The organism is Bacillus sp. FJAT-27231, from assembly GCF_001183975.1.
Taxonomy (GTDB): domain Bacteria; phylum Bacillota; class Bacilli; order Bacillales; family Domibacillaceae; genus Pseudobacillus; species Pseudobacillus wudalianchiensis.
In genome coordinates this window covers 1592711-1613444 of the sequence record NZ_LFZU01000001.1, presented here as the reverse complement: position 1 = coordinate 1613444, position 20734 = coordinate 1592711, and the positions used below count along the sequence as shown (strand labels likewise).

At 38.5% G+C, this 20734-nt stretch carries 17 protein-coding genes and 1 pseudogene; 6 read left to right on the top strand and 12 right to left on the bottom strand.

All coding sequences use genetic code 11. From position 1 onward, the window contains the following. Positions 1-306: 306 nt before the first annotated feature. A complete protein-coding gene (locus AC623_RS07605) occupies positions 307-1041 on the bottom strand; it encodes a helix-turn-helix transcriptional regulator (protein ID WP_049661897.1) in 735 nt (244 codons plus the stop codon). 186 nt (positions 1042-1227) lie between these two features. On the opposite strand from AC623_RS07605, the gene AC623_RS07600 reads away from it, so the two are divergent. Continuing rightward, positions 1228-2679 (top strand): amidase family protein, encoded by a 1452-nt coding sequence (locus AC623_RS07600; protein WP_049661896.1) that lies wholly within the window; start codon positions 1228-1230, stop codon positions 2677-2679. Between the two features lie 190 nt (positions 2680-2869). Here the strand turns inward: AC623_RS07600 and AC623_RS07595 are convergent, their stop codons facing one another. Next, positions 2870-5029, bottom strand: coding sequence for a type IA DNA topoisomerase (locus tag AC623_RS07595; protein ID WP_049661895.1), 2160 nt, complete (start codon positions 5027-5029; stop codon positions 2870-2872). A 127-nt stretch (positions 5030-5156) separates the two neighbouring features. Between AC623_RS07595 and AC623_RS07590 the strand changes: the two are divergent. The 3 genes and pseudogenes from AC623_RS07590 to AC623_RS07580 all read left to right on the top strand — a co-directional run. Beyond that, a pseudogene (locus tag AC623_RS07590) lies at positions 5157-5441 on the top strand (arginase family protein); the annotation flags it as partial. Between the two features lie 235 nt (positions 5442-5676). Continuing rightward, positions 5677-6075 (top strand): VOC family protein, encoded by a 399-nt coding sequence (locus AC623_RS07585; RefSeq protein WP_049661894.1) that lies wholly within the window; start codon positions 5677-5679, stop codon positions 6073-6075. A 231-nt stretch (positions 6076-6306) separates the two neighbouring features. After that, positions 6307-7242: a ketopantoate reductase family protein gene (locus tag AC623_RS07580; RefSeq protein ID WP_049661893.1), complete on the top strand. Its 936-nt coding sequence runs from the start codon at positions 6307-6309 to the stop codon at positions 7240-7242. Between the two features lie 12 nt (positions 7243-7254). Here AC623_RS07580 and AC623_RS22085 read toward each other — a convergent pair whose 3' ends face one another. Further along, positions 7255-7380 (bottom strand): hypothetical protein, encoded by a 126-nt coding sequence (locus AC623_RS22085; RefSeq protein WP_269429905.1) that lies wholly within the window; start codon positions 7378-7380, stop codon positions 7255-7257. Between the two features lie 414 nt (positions 7381-7794). Here AC623_RS22085 and cdaS point away from each other — a divergent pair, with 414 nt between their 5' ends. After that, a complete protein-coding gene (cdaS, locus tag AC623_RS07570) occupies positions 7795-8418 on the top strand; it encodes a sporulation-specific diadenylate cyclase CdaS (protein ID WP_082174352.1) in 624 nt (207 codons plus the stop codon). 124 nt (positions 8419-8542) lie between these two features. Here the strand turns inward: cdaS and AC623_RS07565 are convergent, their stop codons facing one another. The 8 genes from AC623_RS07565 to AC623_RS07530 all read right to left on the bottom strand — a co-directional run bounded on the left by AC623_RS07565 (position 8543) and on the right by AC623_RS07530 (position 16632). Then, on the bottom strand, positions 8543-9097 hold the full coding sequence (locus AC623_RS07565; RefSeq protein ID WP_049661891.1) for an HPP family protein: 555 nt from the start codon (positions 9095-9097) through the stop codon (positions 8543-8545). Positions 9098-9309: 212 nt separating this feature from the next. Beyond that, a complete protein-coding gene (locus AC623_RS07560) occupies positions 9310-10800 on the bottom strand; it encodes an aldehyde dehydrogenase family protein (protein ID WP_049661890.1) in 1491 nt (496 codons plus the stop codon). Between the two features lie 16 nt (positions 10801-10816). Next, a complete protein-coding gene (locus AC623_RS07555) occupies positions 10817-11779 on the bottom strand; it encodes a PDR/VanB family oxidoreductase (protein WP_231603407.1) in 963 nt (320 codons plus the stop codon). Between the two features lie 43 nt (positions 11780-11822). Beyond that, entirely contained in the window at positions 11823-12320 is a 498-nt protein-coding gene (locus AC623_RS07550) for a hypothetical protein (RefSeq protein WP_049661889.1), read from the bottom strand. Between the two features lie 26 nt (positions 12321-12346). After that, on the bottom strand, positions 12347-13321 hold the full coding sequence (locus tag AC623_RS07545; RefSeq protein WP_049661888.1) for a heme-dependent oxidative N-demethylase family protein: 975 nt from the start codon (positions 13319-13321) through the stop codon (positions 12347-12349). 40 nt (positions 13322-13361) lie between these two features. After that, complete coding sequence (gene hemA / locus AC623_RS07540; RefSeq protein WP_049661887.1) at positions 13362-14702, bottom strand: glutamyl-tRNA reductase; 1341 nt, start codon at positions 14700-14702, stop codon at positions 13362-13364. Positions 14703-14911: 209 nt separating this feature from the next. Beyond that, on the bottom strand, positions 14912-16336 hold the full coding sequence (locus AC623_RS07535; RefSeq protein ID WP_049661886.1) for a purine-cytosine permease family protein: 1425 nt from the start codon (positions 16334-16336) through the stop codon (positions 14912-14914). Between the two features lie 95 nt (positions 16337-16431). Next, positions 16432-16632 carry a hypothetical protein gene (locus tag AC623_RS07530; RefSeq protein ID WP_049661885.1) on the bottom strand — a complete coding sequence of 67 codons (201 nt, stop codon included), beginning with the start codon at positions 16630-16632 and terminating at the stop codon, positions 16432-16434. A gap of 413 nt (positions 16633-17045) precedes the next feature. On the opposite strand from AC623_RS07530, the gene AC623_RS07525 reads away from it, so the two are divergent. Next, on the top strand, positions 17046-18794 hold the full coding sequence (locus tag AC623_RS07525) for a sigma 54-interacting transcriptional regulator (RefSeq protein ID WP_231603405.1): 1749 nt from the start codon (positions 17046-17048) through the stop codon (positions 18792-18794). 369 nt (positions 18795-19163) lie between these two features. On the opposite strand, the gene AC623_RS07520 is transcribed toward AC623_RS07525, so the two are convergent. After that, positions 19164-20426, bottom strand: coding sequence for a glycoside hydrolase family 18 protein (locus tag AC623_RS07520; protein ID WP_049661883.1), 1263 nt, complete (start codon positions 20424-20426; stop codon positions 19164-19166). Positions 20427-20734: the final 308 nt, after the last annotated feature.

The following is a 20734-nucleotide window of genomic DNA, read 5'->3' as shown; positions in this document are numbered from 1 at the left end:
TCTCAAAAGAGGACCTAATAGAAGGAGCTAATTGATATTTCATTTCAAAGGAACTGAAATAAATAAAAAAGGAGCAGCCCCATAAAGCTTATTGGGCTGCTCGAGAAATAAAGGTATATGGTAAATTATAAGTTGTTATAAAATATTCCTTTGCTCTCCCTATACATTATTTGACGATGCTAAAGATCACCAAATTACAAACATTCACCACATTAAATTATGACTATTAACTATTTTCAAAGATGGATATAAGCCAGTTAAGCAAAAGTAAAGATAACTATGTAACCGTTGTCATTTTTTGCTTGATTACCAGAGATTCATCTTATAGATTAGGCTAGTTCGATTTGGGACATCCAGTTTCCTATAAAGGTTTTGCAAATGCTTCTTTACAGTGTTAGTACTAATAAATAGACGATTAGCTATATCTGCATTTGTATAACCTTTTTGAACTAACTTTAAAATCTCTCTTTCCCTTTCAGTTAACCGCTGATCTTCTTGTACATCTCTACATACTTCCACATTAAGATAACTCGCCAGTTTCTCCGATAAATGTCTAGCCACGAGCTCCATCCCCATCGTGTCCTGAAGGTTAAATAATTCCTCATCTTTATATCTAAGAAACGCCAGACTTCCAAGAAGTTTATGTTGATGTTTTAAACAAACAACCATTTCATCATAATATCTATATTTCACCATAAGGCCATTATAGAAAACACTTTGTTGATATGCATTTTCAGAAACAATATCAACAATTCGAAAAACGTTTTGTCTAGACATTTGAGGCATGATATTCCGAGGGTTCAAAATATCGACCTTATAACCGTAGTCGTTATATTCTTGCATAGCCAGCTTAGATATATTCAAGGTTACTGGATCGATTAACTTTATATTTTTATCAAATAGCCAAAAGTTAGCTAAATGATAACCGAACAACCGTTCAATAGACAATAAAACGTTTTTCCGGAAATCTTGGTCAAGATCAATCGTTTCGTCCATAAAGGCAAGAACCTTTTCATAGTGACCTGTAGATAGAGCAAACATATCGAACCCTCCAAACCTATTAGATATCCTATTCATCTATTATAATACAAATTGTTTGTTTTTTCTGAAAATAATCCTTTTGGGTAATTGTTTAGACAATTGTTACTTGTTAAAGTAAAAACCACAACCAAGATTTACGAAGCTTGTTTTCCTAAAAATGAAATGGACAGGAAGGTGGCAAACGCTATGCAAGCATCTCAAACAGTAAATAACACTAAAAAAGATGAACTTTGGCGCTGGAGTGCAACAGAACTTGCCCATGCCATTAAAACAGGAGTTATTTCTTCCCGTGAAACGGTGATGAGCTGCCTAAATCGTATTGAGGAAGTCAACCCAACGTTAAACTCTCTTGTGGAGGTGTTTCCTGAAGAAGCACTTGCTGCCGCAGATGAAGCGGATAAAGCAGTGGCAAGAGGAGAGAAACTTGGTGTCTTACATGGTGTACCCGTCTCACTTAAAGTGAATAGCGATCAAGCCGGGCATGCTACGACAGATGGAGTAGTCGCACTCGAAAAGAATATTCCTGAGAAGGATGGTCCAGTAGCGACAAACCTACGTAAATCAGGAGCCATCATCCTTGGCCGCAGTAATACGCCTGCTTTTTCCTATAGATGGGTTACGAGCAATGACCTTCATGGCAGAACATTGAATCCTTGGGACCTTACTCGCACACCTGGCGGATCTAGTGGAGGCGCTGCTTCATCTGTTGCAGCTGGAATGACCCCCATTGCTCATGGAAATGATATTGGCGGCTCCATTCGTTATCCCGCCTACGCTTGCGGGATTATGGGATTGCGCCCTACACCGGGAAGATTGCCGGGATGGTACGGGGATCCAAAGGGAGACCAAGCTCCTTCCGTTCAGTTTATGTCTGTAGACGGACCTTTGGCTCGTTCCGTTTCCGACCTTCGGTTAGGCTTTGAGAGCATGAGTCAATTCGATCCCCGGGATCCCATCTATGCACCTGCTCCCTTGCTGGGAAAAGCTCTTCAACGTCCAATACGTGTGGGGCTGCTTCGTGAGGTAGGTGTGCAAAAACCAACGGCCGCTGTTAACAAAGCGTTGGATGAAGCCGCCCAGTACTTAACAAATGCCGGATATGCTGTCGAGGAAGTCGATGTTCCTTTATTTAAAGAAGCATACGAACTATGGTATCTGCTATGTATGATGGATGTAGCTGGTGCTGTACCAGCCATCGAACAAATGGGCGATGTCGGCATTAATAAAGCTGTATCTTATTTCTTTGATGTAACAAAAGAATTTTGGGGAGAAACCCCTACCCTTTCTGATTACATTAAAGGATACTCTCGCCGTGGCACCCTAATTTATAAACTTCAAGAATTTTTACAATCCTATCCCCTATTGCTAATGCCTGTATCCACAGAACAAGCCTTTGAACAAGACGCAGATATTAAAAGCAGGGAAAGTATGAGGCACATCATATCCGCACAATGGTCGATGATGTCCATCGCATTACTTGGGTTCCCTTCCGTTTCTATACCAACATCCGTTGTAGACGGCCTGCCGGTTGGTGTTCAAATTCTAGGCATGCGTTTCCGGGAAGACACTTTATTTGACGCAGCTGAAGTCATTGAAGCACATTCAACAGTAAAAACACCGATTAATCCTCATTCGTAATTCAAATGAAGTCTTAGACTGTCGACAAAAGGGTTCGGAATGAGACCATTCCGAACCCTTTTCTGTTTTTGGATGGAGTTTAAGCCGTTTGAAAGAATAATAGCTGTCTCCGAGTTGATTATTTAAGTGGTTTCTGGACCCTGCATCTATCAGTTCATATGATTCATTAAAATACTTTGTTTCATCAATATTAGCTGAACTCCATCTTCCAGCTAAAGTATTCATTATCGGGGTTTTTTTCGTAACGTAAATTAGCATCAAATTTATTGCCTTTTTTGCTCGTTAACCCCTTTACTGTCACTACTCCATTTTTCAAAAGTGTTTTTACCATCGTTTTAGTCGGTTTCTTCTTCATAGAAGCTAGGAATTTGTCATTTTTCCAAATCACGAATTTACAGCCGCTTTTCCAATTGCTGCAGCCAAAGCCCTTCTGTCCTTCAATGATCGCGTGCCCACATAGGGGACACTTTCCAAGCACTTCAACTTGCTTCTTCTCTTTAGAGACTTCACTGATCACGATTTCCTGATCACTTTTTATTTTCTCAACCGCCTTCGAGGTAAAATCAGAAATCACATTCAGGAAAGATTCTTTTGTGAACTTTCGTTTTTCAATATCTGCTAACGTTTTTTCTAATCGCCCGGTAAATTCCAAATCAAATAATTCCTTTACCGGAAACGTTTCTACTAGCTTTCTGCCAAGTTCCGTACATACCAAGTTTTTGTTTTGTGTCGTAATGTAACCAATATCTTTTAGTTTCTTAATCGTTTCAGCTCTTGTTGCTGGAGTCCCAATGCTATAGCCGCTTAGAATGGAAGCAAGCATTTCCTCTTCCTCATCGCTCTCTTTGCTCCCGCTGCCTTTCCCGCAGGTTTCCATGACTCGGAGTAATGTTTTCTCTATATGAGGCTTAGGAGGCTTTGTCACATGAGACGATACGTTTTGCTTTGCTATGTTCACAAGCTCATTGATATCGACAGCCGGTAACAGCGTATCTTTAGATTCAATTCTTTCGAGCTTTTTCCAGCCGACAATCGTTTGGACCTTCCCCTTCGAAATGAACACACCTTTTATCTCGCTAACATTCGCTTTTGTCGTGATTTTCGTTTCTTCATATTCCGCTATCGGCATAAACTGAATGATAAAGCGATTTTTAATAGCGGTGTACACAATCTCTTCGTCCTTCGTTAACGATTTAGGTACAACATAAGTAGGGATAATGGCGCTATGGCTCTCAACTTTAGCATTATTAAATATCCGTTTCGTTTTCTGGAATTTAATCTCCTCTTCAAAGGGCAGCCCTTTTTTTAAGACATCCAGCACTTTAGCCGCTTTGCCAACAAGGCTTTCTTCTAAAGCAACACTCGCTGTTCGAGGGTACGTGATTAATTTTTTCTCATAGAGAGACTGGGCTACTTTTAACACTTTGTCGGACGTCCAGCCTTTATATTTACTTGTGATGTATCCTTGTAAATTTGAAAGATTAAACAAATAAGGCGGGAACTCCTTTTTTCGTTCTACCTTCTTATCAATCACTGTTCCGTTTTGGTTGGCTAGAACTTGCTCAATTAATTCAAGAGGCTCTTTACTTTTAAATTTTTCCTGCCCCTCTTCGAAATAAGTCCCCTCATACTCTTCTCCGTCTTTCGTTTTAAACGTCGCAGTTAATTTATAATAATCCTCCGGTACGAAATTCTCGATTTCCTTATCACGATCATAAATAATTTTTAAAGTTGGCAGCAGTACCCTTCCGATATTTAAAGCCTGGCCTCTTCCCTTTTGGTACTTTAATGTAGCGACGGAAGTTAGATTGATGCCTATCATCCAATCTGCCCACTGCCGGCTTAAACCCGCATCTTGAAGAGGCTTCATTTCACTGTTTGGCTTAATAGCCTGAAGACCTTTTAACACTTCCTCGGGCGTCCACTCGTTCAGCAATAATCTGTATACTTTTTTCTGGCTCTTCAAATTATAAATGATCGTGTCACCAATAATTTGGCCCTCCCGATCATAATCACAAGCCGAAACAATGGTCTCCACATCATTTCTCTTAATCAAAGAATAGATAATTTTTAACTGTTTTTTTGCTCCCAAGTCTTCTTTGTCTCTATTACGCGGATCGCTCTTTACTTTGTAGCGAAAATGAGACGGAATAAAAGGAAAATTTTCCATGTTCCACTTTTTCATCTTTTCGTCGTAATCTTTCGCATCGTACAGCTGTAATAAATGTCCAAAAGCCCAAGTGATGATATAGCCATTGCCCTCAAAATAACCATCTTTTTTCGTTCTTATTTTCAAAGCATCCGCAATGTTTTTAGCTACGGATGGCTTTTCTGCAATAATAACCTTCATTCTGTTAAACTCCCTAACCAGTGTAATGTTAACTATTATATCTATTTCCTTGTAGAGTTTAAAGAAAGGATTCTTTAGATTTCTAAAGAGTGATGAAGCTTCAGTTAGAAGGAGCAAGAAGAAAGAGTATTTTTTTGCAGGAATCCGTTCAGTGGAATCTGAAGAACTTAAATTTATTCACCAAAACAAAATGAATATTATTAAAGCAACGGATATCGGCCGAGACGGCATAACAAAAACATTGGAAGAAATTAAGAAAAAGATGGCCCATCCTGAAAATATTTATATAACAGTAGACATAGATTCTCTCGATCCATCTTATGCTCCCGGCACAAGCACACCCCAATTTGGCGGATTAAACAGCCGACAGCTTCTTGATTTATTACGTGGAAGTTTCACCACAGTTAGATGACTCCGCTCTTTTTGTATTTGCTGCCAGAAAGATTTTAACTGAATGCTGGGGTCATCATTTGCGGAAAGGCAAGCAGATTCACGGACATTATAGCGCTGAATAAACATTATATTTATTTGACACTAACCTCCAACAATTGAGCTCAGAATAAATCATTTAAGGACTTAAGGTAACTACCTTAAGTCCTTAAAATTCACTATAATAAATTTAGTACATACATTAGGAGGTAGACAAAATGCCAATCGTTATACCATTTTTAATGTTTCAAGATGGAAAAGCAGAAGAAGCAATGGATTTTTATACATCATTAATAAAGGATTCAGAAATTAAAAGCATCGTTCGGTATGGAGCCAATCAAGCTGGCGATGAAGGAACGGTGATGCAGGCGGTTTTTTCCTTGAAAGGGCAAGAATTTATGTGCATTGACAGTAACGTGAAGCATCAATTCTCCTTTACCCCGTCATTCTCCATCTATGTTACTTGTGATACTGAAGAGGAGATGACCAGCCTTTATCAACAACTGATTGTTGGTGGACAAGCCTTGATGCCAATTGGCGATTATGGTTTCAGTAAGAAGTTTGGTTGGCTAACTGACCGATTCGGAGTTTCGTGGCAATTAAATCTCCCTTTGTAAATGTTTTAGATGAAATTAATAAATAAAAATCACATTAGCTAATGTGTCATTACTTCAACGCAGAATAAATTTTATGTGGCAGTATAAAGTTCATTGTCCAAAAGCCATATAGGCAGAAAAGTCATTACGATGGAAATTGAAGCCTTAGAAAATATTCATTAATCAAGGAGCTTTAAAGAGCAATCCATTTCTCATCTGTACGTAAAAACTCATATGAAAGAAGGGAAATTAGTGAAAAAAATTGAAACCGTTTCATTAATTGGGCTAGGTGCTGTAGGAGCTGCTTATGGAAGTAAGCTGCATGATATCTTGAAAGATTCGTTACAAGTCGTGGCAAGTAAAGAACGAATACAAAGGTATGAAAATACAGGAATCATCGTGAATGGACAAGATTATCACTTTCATTACATCACTCCAGAAACAAAAAGAGAACCAGTAGATCTAGTGATTTTTGCTGTAAAAAATGCTGATCTATCTCAAGCAATCCAAGATGTCCAACATCATATCGGACCCGATACCATCATTTTATCTTTATTGAACGGTATTTCTAGTGAAGGTGAAATAGAATCCGCTTGTGAAAATCAGCCTATTCTTTATAGCGTATGTGTGGAAATTGATGCGGTTAGACGACAGAACGAAACAAATTTTAGTACGCTTGGGTGGATTGAATATGGTGAAAAGGATAACTCTAAATCTGAGAATGTGTTAGCAGTTCAAGAATTATTTGAAAGAGCTGGAATTCCATACAAGATTTCCGAGGATATTTTGCATTCCATGTGGTGGAAATTCATGGTAAATGTCGGTTTTAACCAGACATCTGCCATTCTGAAGGCACCCTATGAAGTCTTTCAATCTGTTCCAAGTGCTTATGAATGGGCAGAATCGACGATGCGCGAAGTCGTTGCCCTTTCACAAAAGGTAGGAGCTAATTTAACAGAGGACGATGTCAAAAGTTTTCGGCCGATCTTACATAATCTGTCACCCAATGGAAAAACGTCTATGCTACAGGATATAGAGGCTGGAAGAAAAACAGAAGTTGACTATTTAGGCGGAACGGTAATCGAGTTGGGCAAAAAATACGGGGTACCAACTCCAATTAATGAACAGTTATATAAGATCATTCACCTTATGGAAGATATGACAACCTATTGTCCATTAAATCAGTGAAACCATACATGCCTACTCAGGTTCCGGTTCAAAGATGAAATAATAATTCAACGGCACGATACAGGCACAGCCATCCCCCTTTGACTTTTCCATCTGTCCCATTGGCCGGTCTAAGTGGTGTGCGAAAGTCCAATTCACTTGCCTTTCCCCATTAGGCTATATAACGTTTACGGAAAAAATAATGGGAAGCTGTCATACTCACCTAAGCAAGTATAGATGCCTTGCTTGTTATAGAAAGAATCCATATATAAATTGTATCAACATCCCTTCTTTCAATACCAGGACGAAACAGATAAGAGACATATTGGGTGTTTCGAAGATGCGAAAGCTCGTGCTCAAGGTTACTTGTTGATTATCGGTTAAGAGGAATGGGCGCCTAGCAATTAGGATTGCACTTTCCTCAATTGTCCATTTTGGGAAAAGAATTTGTGAGTCCTGAAACATTTCATAAAAATACCTGCTTTGCAAGGAAAAAAACTGGTTAATACTATCTAAAAGATACTCAATAGAAGAAGGCTGTTTAAAAACATAATTAGTTGGAGTTGTTTAAATGTGAAGACTACTAATTGCGATTTTTCACCAATGAAGCAGCAATTGTCAAAAGGAATACAGCACATTACTAATGAACTCCAATATAGCTTAGAGGTGCTAGACAATGAAAACTATTGCCTCTTAAGCCAACTGGAGGAAATCAAAAACAAATTTATCCAAATGGAATCAGTTGCTGCTTCCTTTTATTTAAACTGTTATTTATCCGCTTTTACAGATAAATATGCGGATTTATCCATTTGTCTTCAGCGGCTGTCTGATCGACATCATGGTGCGTTAATCGTTATACAACGGCGTGATCCTCTTGAGTCCTTCATCCAAAAAGGAACAGTGGTAGAGGCAGCTTTAACTCCCGCATTATTAGAGGCTATCTTTTATCCTGGAAACCCCCTTCATGACGGTGCAGTAATTATTTATGGGAATCAAATTGTTTCAGCAGCCAATGTGCTGCCCTTAACCACTGCCGTTATAGGGGACAAAAAGCTCGGTACCCGTCATCGAGCCGCATTAGGTTTAAGCGAGCGAAGTGATGCACTTGTGCTAGTTGTGTCAGAAGAGACAGGCAGAGTCTCCTTTGCATTGGATGGAAAACTTCACCCCATTATTACCGTTCAAAGTCTACATTAATTCCCATATAGGGGTCTGCTACTCTCCACCGAAATATTAGAAACACGTAGGATCTTTGAGTCTAAACCGTTGATAACGAACTCGCTTTTTCATCAAACGATGATCTTGTTCTATAACGTGTCTCCTATATCCAAAATGTAGGGTAATTTCGATCACTTCGTAAATTATTGATAAGCAAGGCAAATAAAACGATTAACACGGAGCCGATTAAAACAGGTAAAAATAAAAAGCTCCAATTATAATGTCCCATCATAACAACAAGAGGAGTGGCACCGGCTGGCGGGTGTGTTGTTTTGGTTAACATTAACGCAGCAATAGCCAATCCTACGGCTAAACCAATCGCCCAGGGGCCATTCCCGAATATGTGATAGATTGACAAACCAACGAAGGTTGATATGAGATGGCCGCCAATAATATTTCTTGGCTGTGAATATGGCGCATTCCAAACACCAAATGCAAGAACACAACTAGCACCAAATGGAGCTATTAGCAATTCAGTTGACGTGACGCTAGTCAATATGGATAAAATAGAAATGGTTAAAAAGCCACCGAGTAATCCTGTCATGGCATCTTTTATATCTACTTTTAAAGGAGTTACACTATCTCCTTTCATTTTAGATATAGGCGAAGAAGTAACAGGGTATTTTTCTACCCGACTTGTTGCTCTCGAACTTTCCATTGCTTCTCTCCTTTCTTTTACTAGGCGTAAGGGTTCGGTAATGATGAGCTCCGGTTAATGATTTGGAAAAGTTGCGGCATTGTTGATTAAAATAGGAACTACTAGTACTAAAACAGACAAGATTTTTTTCTTAAATACTATAAAGCATCATACTTGATTGAAAAAAGAGAAGTGAGGTGCCCACTTCTCTTCATCTCCCTTTATAAAACTTATTAGTTTGGAAACCAGCCTACAGGTTCTACTGCAAGGTTAACATTGATCTGCTTGACTTCTTGGAAATCCTCTAAACCGTAAGTTCCAAGGCTACGGCCAATTCCACTTTGTTTATATCCGCCCCATGGAGCTTCTACATAAGTAGGATGGTATGAGTTCACCCAAGTGATTCCAGCCCGAACCTTTTTGATGACCCGCATAGCTTTTGCACCGTCACCTGAGAATACACCGCCGGCAAGTCCATAAACAGTGTCATTTGCTAACTTAATTGCCTCTTCTTCATCTTTGAACTTTTGAATTGTAACAACTGGTCCAAAAATCTCTTCTTGAACGATGCGCATGTCAGATGTAACGTTTGTGAAAACTGTTGGCTCGATAAAGAATCCTTTATCTAATCCGTTTTCTGTTAAACGACGACCGCCGCATGCCAGCGTAGCACCTTCCTCTTTACCAATTTCGATGTAGTTTAAGATGGCATTCATTTGATGTTCACTGTTAATGGCGCCTACTTGGGAAGTCTCATCTAGACCAGGACCGACTTTAATTTGTTTAGCACGTTCAACATAGCGTTCTACGAATTTATCATAAATGCTTTCTTCTACTAAAATACGGCTGCCGGATGAGCATACTTGACCAGCACCAAAGAAAATTCCAAATAACGCATAATCCACGGCTGTTTCAAAGTCTGCATCAGCAAAAATAATATTTGGAGATTTGCCGCCCAATTCTAGAGAAATTTTCTTTAAATTTCCTGCAGCAGCTCTCATGATTTCACGCCCAACGTCTGTGCTTCCTGTAAAGGAAACGAGATCAACGTCATGGCTTTCCGCTATAGTCTGGCCAACGACGGAGCCTTTACCCATTACAAGGTTTACAACACCTTTTGGAACACCAACTTCTTCGATGATTTCTACTAATTTCATTGCAGTAATCGGCGTAGATTCCGCTGGCTTATAAACAATTGTATTTCCTGCAGCTAATGCCGGAGCTATTTTCCACACACTCATTAACAATGGAAAATTCCAAGGAACGATAAGGCCAGTAACCCCCACAGGCTCTTTAACAACCATTGCCTGTACATCTTCAGGAACATGGTATGTTTCGCCATCAGGCGTCATAATCAAACCAGCGTAATAACGGAAGCATGTAGCGGCATCACTAATATCGAATTCTGCTTCAGCTTTCAACTTACCATTGTCCATTACTTCTAACTTAACCAACTCATCAAAATTCTCTTCAATCTTGTCTGCAATTTTATTTAGATATTTAGCTCGCTCGTGAGTAGTTAGTTCAGACCATACACCGCTTTCAAATGCAGCCTTTGCAACAGCAATCGCTTCTTCTGTTTCTTCTTTTGTTGCTCTGGGAGCTGTAGCGATAATTTCTTGGTTTGCAGGATTGATAACTTTATTTAAATCAGAGTTTTGAGAATCTCTCCACTCCCCATTAATATACATTTTCAATTCGATTACTTGTGTTTGGATTGTCATATTTGCACCTCATAAGTTATATTTTTAAAACTAATTTTTCTTCCTTGGCTCTTGAACAGCATGTCAGTATCATATTTTTTTGTTTTCTTTCTTCATCGCTGAAAAAGATATCTCGATGATCAACTTCTCCCGCAACGACATCAACTTCACATTGTCCGCATCCTCCAGCTTTGCAGGAATATGGAGCTTCGATCCCTGCATCAAGCAATGCTTCTAATAGGGTTTGCTCAGGACTTACTTCTATTACTGTGTTGCTATTCACTACTTCCACTAAAAATGGATTGTTTTCTCCAGCTGCAGCTGCAAATAACTCAAAGTGAACAGATTTTTCAGGATATCCATAGGAGAGGGCTGCTTCCTTATATTCAGTAACCATAGAAACAGGGCCACAGAAGTAAACATGACTGCCAATTCTTTGATTCTTCATCGTTTCAGGAGTCATGCGCACTGGCTTATCACTTCTTGAGAAGTAGAAAGTACATTTGCCTGGATACTTTTCATTTAAATAATCATAAAAAGCACACTGTTCCTTTGTTCGGGCTGCATAATGAAGTTCAAATGTCTTCCCTTGAGCTTCTAGTTCCGTCATCATGGTTAAGAATGGAGTAATGCCGATTCCAGCCGCATAAAATACGTGATGTTTAGCATGAAAACCTAACGTAAAGTGGTTTTTTGGAAAACTCGTTTTAACGGTATCACCCACTTTTACATGATCGTGCCAGTAAACGGATCCTCCTCTTGAATTTAGATCCCGATTAATAGAGATAGAGTAGTGAGTACGATCGGTTGGATCGCTGACAAGAGAATAGTCCCTTTCAAGGATTTTATCTCCCTGGTTCACATACGTAGTGATATGCGCACCGCCGGTAAACGCTGGTAGTAATTTTTGATCGGAAGGGTAAAGATAAAAACGTTTAACGCTTTCCGTTATTTGCTCTATCTTCCCCACATTCATTTCTATATTTCCGTAGACTCTCATAACCTTCACCTCAGTCCTTTCTTCATTGTGTATAAAAATGGTGTTAATTAGGGATGAATGGATATCCTATATAACCTTTGCGAACTTTGGAGAAAAACGGGCCAACCTCCATATAAGCATTGCAATGTGTACACTGGACCTCATCATCATAGTTGATTTCACTCTTTTGATAACATTTCATGCAATAAATGTAACGTTTTTTAGGGCCATAGATAATTGTCTGAATTTCATCTTCTGTGAAACCGGCTTCTATCGCTTCGGCAAAAACAGCGGCAGCATGATCCCAGTCCGAAGCAATGTATAGATGAGTCCCCATTTTTTGACTATAAAGCAAAGTGCGCAGGGCTTGAAGGTTGATAGAATCTCCAATTTCAAAGTGTTCATATTCAAGCTCTTCTTGTGCACCTTTAGCTAAAACTTGTTTGACATCGCTTACAGCCTTTTGATCATAAATAATAAGATGCTTTTTCCTTTTATCATTCAAGGCAAGTTTTTCTTTAATTGTTTCTGATTGATCATATAATACCGGGCTACTATACAAAGTACTCCTCCCTTTCTTCTTGGTTTTTATTTCACTTTTAAACTATCAATCAAGTTTTTGAGATATTCAACCGACTGAGGTAAAAATGGTGCCATCCCTTTATACTCCGCCATATAATCTGGAATATCTGCAAGGTTAAAATAGGTGATCTCTAGCCATTCCGGTCTTTTTACCAAGTCTTCTAATGGAAGAAACTGAGTATCAAGGACAAACAAGATGGCATTACTTCTTGGCATACGGATGAACCATTGTTCTTCTACCCGGAGGTGAACAAGCTCTCCTGCATTCTCTGGTGTGACCTTCTCTCGTTCAGGACCCCAAATATCCATCGTTTCATAGTTAACATCCCAACGATCGGCCATAAGGTTCCAGTTTACTCTTGTTCTTGGTGCTCCTGGTTCAATCGTTAACAAGAACTTTCTGATTCTATCCGTCAGCTCTACGCCATCTCGACTAACAAATGGGACTGGCCCGTGTATTTCATTAAATGACATTCCAAGATTCCAGTGTGGTGAAAATAATGCCGCAAAGGACTCTTGTGCCACTTCCAGGTAGAAGTTGTCGTCTCTATTCACCATTAACATATAGTCATGATGAAAATGCCGGCCAATCATGTCATAAGGCTCTATCGAAATGCTTGATTCATCGCCAAAAATGAAGGTTTCTTTTTCTCCAAGGATATGGTTAGAAAAAGTCCATTGATCTCCATTTTTTTCAACACTGAAGTGTTCAGGATATTTATCTACTGCCAGATCAATTATTAACTCAACGAATTCCCATTGCATTTCCATCGTATGTGGGAATGATTGATAGCGAACTTCGGGCTGCTCTTCTAGCAATTCCCGTTTACGTTTTATTTGAGCCTGATACTCAGGAGTGATTTTCATGAAGTTTACCTTATCTTCACCTAACGCCACTAAATCATTGGAATAACGATAGGTCTTGTCTTTATAATTGGTAAATGGGAATGTAAACAAATCAAGATTTGTTGATTTAAACATCTAGATTTCCTCCTTTTTAATTAAAAGAATTTCCTTATTATTAGCTTCCTGTGTTTTGCAGCAACTGATGCGAAAAGGAATGATCCCTATCAAAGTCAAAGTTCAATTCACTCTCTAATTCAAATATTCTGGAAATTAACTTTAGATATTCATCCCTTTTTTCGTAGTTTCCCTCTTGCGAAGCGATCTCTTTCATCATAAGAATCGGCTGACGAATGAATTGATTGGAAATCATTTTTGTATATTTCAAAATAACCTGCTTTTCTTTTTCAGATAGGTTAGGTGATTTATTTTGAATGTGTTTCATTGCCTCCGCTTGGATATTCGAAGCTTTTTCTTGCAGTTCTTCGATAAGAGGTACAACGGATAATGTTTTTTTCCAATCATTAAATTCAAGCAATTCCTTTGATATCAACCGTTTTATCTTATTGGCTTCTTTTAATCTTTGCTGTGTGTTTGATTCAATGACACCGTATAAGTGATCCACATCGTATACATAGATATTTTCTAGTTCGCCAATTCTTGGGTCTATGTTTCTTGGAACTCCAAGATCGATAAAAGTAAGCGGACGTTCTCTTCTTCGTGTAAGATTCATTACGTCTGTTACATCCAGCAAGTAATTGTTCTTATCGATGGAGCAAATAACTATATCGACTTCTTCTAATAATTGTAAATAATCATCTAGAGGGTAAACGTTTCCATTATAAAGTGCAGCTAACTTCTCTGCTTTATCTAATGTTCGATTCACGAAAATCAGTTGGTTGCATCCTGCTTCCTTCAAATGCTGGGCAGCTAACTTGTTCATAGTTCCTGCACCAATCAATAATACTTTTTTCTGTTTTAACTGAGGAATTTTCCTTTTTAACATTTGGATGGCTGCATAACTAATGGAAACCGCTTGTTTTCCAATGTCCGTTTGAGTATGTGCTCTTTTTCCAAGCGTTATGGCTTGTTGGAAAAGACGATTGAAAAGTTCACCGGTGCTTCCAGAGTTCAGGCTATCCAGAAATGCTCGTTTCACTTGCCCAAGGATTTGAGTTTCCCCTATAACTAAGGAATCTAAGCCGCAAACAACTGTAAACAAATGAGTAACAGCTTCATCATTTACTTTGTCATAAACAACACTTTCGGCTATGTGATAATATTTGGTTACTTTTTTCAGCAATTTCTCTTTTAATACTCTTTCTGCCAAATACAGATTATCTGTAGCCGCGTAAATTTCAGTTCTGTTACATGTACTGAGCACTAAACATTCTTTGATGATAGGATTAGATATTAATTTACGTTCGATATCTTTTTTCTCAAGCGCATCAAAGTGAATCTGTTCCCTTATAGTTAGAGGAGCATTCTCATGATTTAGTCCGATTACCAAGATAGTCAATGTATCCCCCCTTTCAATAAATTTCATGTGCTGAGTGAATGAGCAGCAAAATTGTTTACTAAATTTTCTCTACTCTTAATCTAGTATTTGCAATATTTGTGCCAAACGTTTTTTGTGAAGAAAACCGTGATAAATCAGGTTTTATAATTCTTTAATTGCTACAGTCAATTTCAATTTTTAAATTTTATTTCAAAAATAAAATTTCTGAGTTAAATAGCATTGTTGCTTTTGGACGGTAAAGAAATTTTACTAGTGTCCCGATCTACACTATAAGAAAAAAGGTATTTGGCCGAAATGTAATAGCAGATCCCTGCAGCAAAGTATGCTGGGATACCGGCGGAAATATAATAGAACAAGCTGCTTGAAGTATCTAGTACAGGATTGTACAGGCTCCAGTATACAGCTGTACCAACTATAAAGCTTACAATGGCAGATGGGTTTACTCCCTTCCAGTAATAATAACTTCCGTTCGTATCATAGAGGTCTCTAATGGAAACTTTCTGCTTTTTCACAAAGAAGAAATCAGAAATAACGATTCCTCCAAATATCGCCATGATATATGAAATTACTGTAATAAAAGATCCGAAAGCATCGTAAAAAGATGCACTTAGTAACAGTAAGACTGTTGGGATAGCTGTTGCCATGGCAACAGACCAAGATTTCTTTGGAAAAACCGTTTTAAAACTAATAGCTTGTGAATACATAAGAAAAGTTCCGGCCGTAATATTTCCAAGAGTAAGTAATAAAAGGCCAATGATTCCAATCCAGGTGCCTCCGATCGCAAACATCCAATCTGTTGGGTCTAGTGAGGCAACTACTAATGCAGCCAGGGCTCCTAGGATGACAGCGACGTTGACAATGATACCGTAGCTGAAAAAGCCAGCTTTAAATGCAGATTTCTCGTTTTTGGCAAGTCTGCTGTATTGACCTAGATAAGGAAGCCAAGAAAATCCAAGTCCAATGTTTATTTCTAAAGCGGTGATCATTGAACGAGAGTGATCCTCATAGGCCTCAGCTGGAGATAGAGAGAATATTTTATCCAACCCTTGTCCAAACATTAAAAGAGCTATGAGTCCTAAAGTCATCAGCAAAATAGCCGGAACGCCTAATAAGTTAAACTTACGCATGACCAGAGGACCCTGAAAAGTAATGAAAAATACAATCGCAAAGATGATGATGGCAAAGAAAGGTGCTCCAGTTGTCCTCGATGTAAAAAACTCCGGAAGGCCAGCTACAGAAGCGATCTTCACTAATGCCTGTCCTGCCATAAAGAAAGCAATTGACATGTAACCGATCGTAAGGAACATGAAGATAAAATAAAAGATATTTGAACCCAAGTATCCTAGTGCGCTGCGAAAACCAATAAATGTGTCTACCCCATACCTAGCAAAAAGAAGGATGATAGGTGCAATCAACAGAAAAGGCACAGCATTCCCAAATAAAATCGATGCAATAGCTTCTTTAGCGCTAAGCAGCATCCCGGTATAACCGCCTACAAGTATACAGATACAAGAAATACCGATTCCCACTTGAATGAGAACCAAATCCCAAAAACCAAACACACGATCACTTTTTTGTGCGGGCAGAAATCCAAAAGCCACATCTTTTGAAATAGCTGAATTCTCTTTACTCATTTTAACCTCCAGATATTTTCATTTAGCAGGTTGCAGGTACCTAACCTGGCTATCGATCATTGAAAGCGTATACAAAGCTTTGGATAAAATGTCATCTAGAAAATAACGAATAACAAAAATACGGAAATGACTCCTATTATTGCAAGCTCAGGAATGACATCAACGACCCCCATTTTTTTAGCATCAGATTCTTCTTTCTCATAATGTTGAATCCTTTCATAAAGGTCGGTATACAAGTTCCTGACAAATTCATCTGTAGACACCATATTTTTTTCAATCATGCTTTCTCTTTTCAAGATATCCCCTCTCCACTCATTCGAATATTTAATCTATTTAGATTATTGCAATTTATGTGCCAATTGGCAATCCTTTATAAATCTAAGGTTGAGCAAACAGGTAATTTCATTTATGAATTTTTCGCTCAAAATTGAAATGACGGAGAAAGAGAGAGCAAAAAAAGAGGTTTGAACTTTGTATCGCACGCAATTGAACCCCAGTGCAAACACAAAGTTCAGTAAATAATTGATTTGCATTTGTCAGATTTTCATTTAAAATTGAAATAACTTCAGAGAAACATTAAAAAGGAGTGATTAACATTTGTAGCACGATGATGGACGTTTTACAGTCAACTCTTTTGAGCATATATGACGAACTCATTATTACTGATATTCAGGGAAAAATAATCGAAAATTTCGGAAACATCGAAATAGTGCGGAAAGAAAAACCCGATTTGATCGGCATGAATTTATTTAATATTGAAAAAAAGGTCTTTTATGATGAATCATCTCTAGAAGATTTACTTAATGGAGATAAAAGATCTGTTATTCATACGGCCTGGAATAACCAAAGAATCCTTATTACTTGTTACCCAGATCATAATAAAGAGTATTACACATGGGGACTTAAAGCTCTTTCAAGAAGCGATAATATTTTGATGGAAAATACTTTAGAGGATGAAATTGATTTTTCTAAAGCGCTTACAAAAGACATTTCCAGGTTATTTATTGTGAAGAGTCAAAAGATGATGGACGTTTTAAGTACTGTTGAAATGGCTGCAAAGGTTTCATCATCCGTTCTTTTATTGGGAGAGTCCGGTGTAGGTAAAGAGGTAATAGCGCGGGCCATTCATGATCTAGGTACTAGAAAAAGCAAGCCATTTATTGCAGTAAACTGTGGGGCCATTCCTGAAAATCTATTGGAAAGCGAACTATTTGGTTATGAGGAAGGGGCCTTTAGCGGCGCAAAGAAGGATGGTGCACCTGGCAAATTTGAACTTGCAAATAAGGGAATCATTTTTCTCGATGAAATCGGGGAGATGCCGCTTAGCCTTCAGGTTAAATTGCTAAGAGTTCTGCAGGAAAGAGAAGTTACTCGGTTAGGGAGTTCGAATGCTGTTAAACTTGATATCCAAATCATTGCAGCGACGAATAAAGATATTAAAAGCTTAGTGAATAAAGGAACATTCAGGGAAGATCTTTACTATCGTTTAAATGTTATTCCTATAAACATCCCTTCATTAAGGGAAAGGATTGAAGAGCTTCCTTACTTAATTAGTTTCTTTTTGCATAAGTATAATAATATGTATGATCGGACCATTGAAATTAATCAAGATGCAATCGACTTCATGTCGATCTATGAATGGCCAGGTAATATTAGGCAGCTTGAAAATACGATTGAGAGAATTGTTGTTACGAGTAAAAATCCAATAGTAGATGCTTCCTCAGTTCAAGCATTTGTACCATTTGAACAAGAAGTTATTAAATCTCCACCCCTGTTTAATCATCTTATGCCCCTTCAAGAAGCCATCGATCTTGTAGAAGAGCAGTTAATTACTATGGCCATGGAAAAGTATAAATCTATTAAACTAGCATCTAAGGTGCTAGATGTCAGTCAGCCCACGATGAGCAGGAAGTATAGAAAGATTTTAACGAAATTGTCGGAACAGAATATAGTACCATCTGCTAAAAGAGAAATTCTTGAAAATCAGCTAAATAACCGATTGCGTTCTGTCGCCATAGCTACAGCAGCCATCATACAGTCCGAAGAGGTCAGCAAATTAAAAAGAGACCCCGCGGTTTCAAATCCAATTTTTCAAAAGCTTCAAAGTCAGCTTACCATGATCAGAAAACAGGAAGGTGGAATCAAGTGGGCCTTTATCTTTGATATTCTTGAGGATAAAAAGTTTAGGACTCTAGCTGCAGACAAAGAATTTGCTATGAAGCCTGGAGAATTATACGAAGGATCACCGGAATTTGCTAAAGTAGCTGTCAATGCAGTGAAAGGAAGAGTAGAAGTAACCCCGATATATAAAGACATTTACGGAGAATGGAAAACAAGCCTTGCACCAGTAATAGACGACACAGGCAAAGTCATTGCGTTGATCGGCTATGATTACAGCAAGGAATATATTGAATCTGAATTAGGTAAGATGGGGAAGGTTCTGAAGATTAATATTTAATACAAAGTGACCGGTTACTTTCACAAGCCCTTATATCGCTTTACGATGGTTCTGAAAGCACAAAAGGCTGGTGACAAACAAAAGGAGTTCGGAATGATCTCATTCCGAACTCCTTTCTGTTTGTTAGGCGATTTTCAAGCCAGTCGAGAGAAAGATAGACCTTGCCAAGTCCATCTGTCCCTTCCCTTGAGATTCATGGCAGCGAAAGCAGGCATCGCCTGCACCGGCAATTTTTCAAGTCCCCTTAATGTTGTCCAACGCATGCAAACCATTCATCCCCTCCCTCCCTTTCTAAATAACGAGATAAAAGTGATTAGTGCGGAGTATCATACTCCGTATTATTGGTATAGGGATTAGGGGTATCGCTATTTATATCTTTTTAATCGTGAAAAATTTTCTTAGAAGCCAAGGTCCCGGTGTAAATCCGAGTGCTAATTGCCAAGCACCTATCGCTTGTAAACCATACTCACGAATTAATACCATTTTTGCACTCATACTTCTTACATCTTCAAACCATACCTCGTGTGTTTGTCCCTGTTGGTCTTTATATTGAAAGAATGGTGATTCATATTCCTCTGAATATTGGATAGGTGACTGATACCTCATTGCTGTTTCAATCGCTCTCTGATTTGATATAGCAGGCGCAACTGTTCCCGGTCTGTACGGGATTAACCAATTATATCCGTATAAAGGAACTCCCAGTATGACTTTTCTTCGCGGAACACTCCTTATGGCAAATTGTATCGTACTTCTTACCTCAGTAATTGGTGCAACAGGCCCTGGTTCACTACCAGAATGATGCCAATCATATGCCATAATAAACATATAATCAACGACAGCTCCAATCCCCCCATAATCGTATCCTCTTAACCATGGGATATCATCACTTGTTTTTGCTGGAACTGCAATTGTCAAAACGTAGCCTGCTGTCCTCAAACGGTCCCGCAATTGACGTAAAAATCCTGTAAAAAGGTCCCTATCCTCACCCATTACACGCTCAAAATCAATATTTACTCCGCCATACCCCTTTCTGGATACTAAATAAAAGATATTATTTACAAGATTTGTCCTTGCTGTAGGATTATTTAGGACTTGATGAGCAAGCTCAGGACTAAATCCCTCAGAAGTAAGATTAGTGATAGTGACTAGTGGCGTAACTCGGTTCCTCCAAGTGGTTTCAATTGCAACTAAGTCGTTTAGATCGTTCACTATATCTCCATTAGCGGCAAAGTGATATTCAAAAATGGAAATATAAGATTGATAAGGGGCGAACTGATTGATTAACGTTCGATCCAATTCTGCTGTTCGAACAACATAATACCCCAATGTGCCTGCAAGATAGTTCGATATATCAGGAATCCTAATTTTCATTCCAGGTTGTAACACATTGAGATTAAGGGATGGATTGGCCGTTCTTAATTGCTCTAAGGAAACATAAGCTCTCCTGGCAATGCTAGTAAGTGTGTCCCCTTGCTGAACAGTATATACATAGAGAGGGATCAGCAGGGATTGACCTGGAACAATATTTGTTTCCTCCAAACCATTAACACTCCGAAGCTGATCAACAGAGGAATCATATCGGTTACTTATTGAAAACAAAGTATCTCCAGGTTGGACCGTATAAATAAACATATTTGCCCCCTTTCATAAAAAATCATTATAGTTTTTTATCTATAAAAATAATATTAATTTGCCCGCCAATAAATACCTGGATTGAGGGGGTTCTACAACATCCCAAAGCATTACATGAATACTTTATACAAATCTAAAGGTGAAAATTAATGTGTAAGAAACATAAAATAGGACGATCCCTTTTTAGTGAAGAAAATGTTCAACGTGAAGTTGTTGGAAGGTTGTTAACTCTAGCCCATCACTCTCATTCAAGTTCTCAGCCATTACAGCCAATTGTTTGGTATCTAGTTTTGCACCGAATGATATTC

Coding starts and splice junctions, on each gene's coding strand:
- AC623_RS07605 (WP_049661897.1), bottom strand. CDS start 1,041: ATGTTTGCTCTATCTACAGGTCACTATGAAAAGGTTCTTGCCTTTATG.
- AC623_RS07600 (WP_049661896.1), top strand. CDS start 1,228: ATGCAAGCATCTCAAACAGTAAATAACACTAAAAAAGATGAACTTTGG.
- AC623_RS07595 (WP_049661895.1), bottom strand. CDS start 5,029: ATGAAGGTTATTATTGCAGAAAAGCCATCCGTAGCTAAAAACATTGCG.
- AC623_RS07585 (WP_049661894.1), top strand. CDS start 5,677: ATGCCAATCGTTATACCATTTTTAATGTTTCAAGATGGAAAAGCAGAA.
- AC623_RS07565 (WP_049661891.1), bottom strand. CDS start 9,097: ATGGAAAGTTCGAGAGCAACAAGTCGGGTAGAAAAATACCCTGTTACT.
- AC623_RS07560 (WP_049661890.1), bottom strand. CDS start 10,800: ATGACAATCCAAACACAAGTAATCGAATTGAAAATGTATATTAATGGG.
- AC623_RS07555 (WP_231603407.1), bottom strand. CDS start 11,779: ATGAGAGTCTACGGAAATATAGAAATGAATGTGGGGAAGATAGAGCAA.
- AC623_RS07545 (WP_049661888.1), bottom strand. CDS start 13,321: ATGTTTAAATCAACAAATCTTGATTTGTTTACATTCCCATTTACCAAT.
- AC623_RS07535 (WP_049661886.1), bottom strand. CDS start 16,336: ATGAGTAAAGAGAATTCAGCTATTTCAAAAGATGTGGCTTTTGGATTT.
- AC623_RS07520 (WP_049661883.1), bottom strand. CDS start 20,426: ATGTTTATTTATACGGTCCAACCTGGAGATACTTTGTTTTCAATAAGT.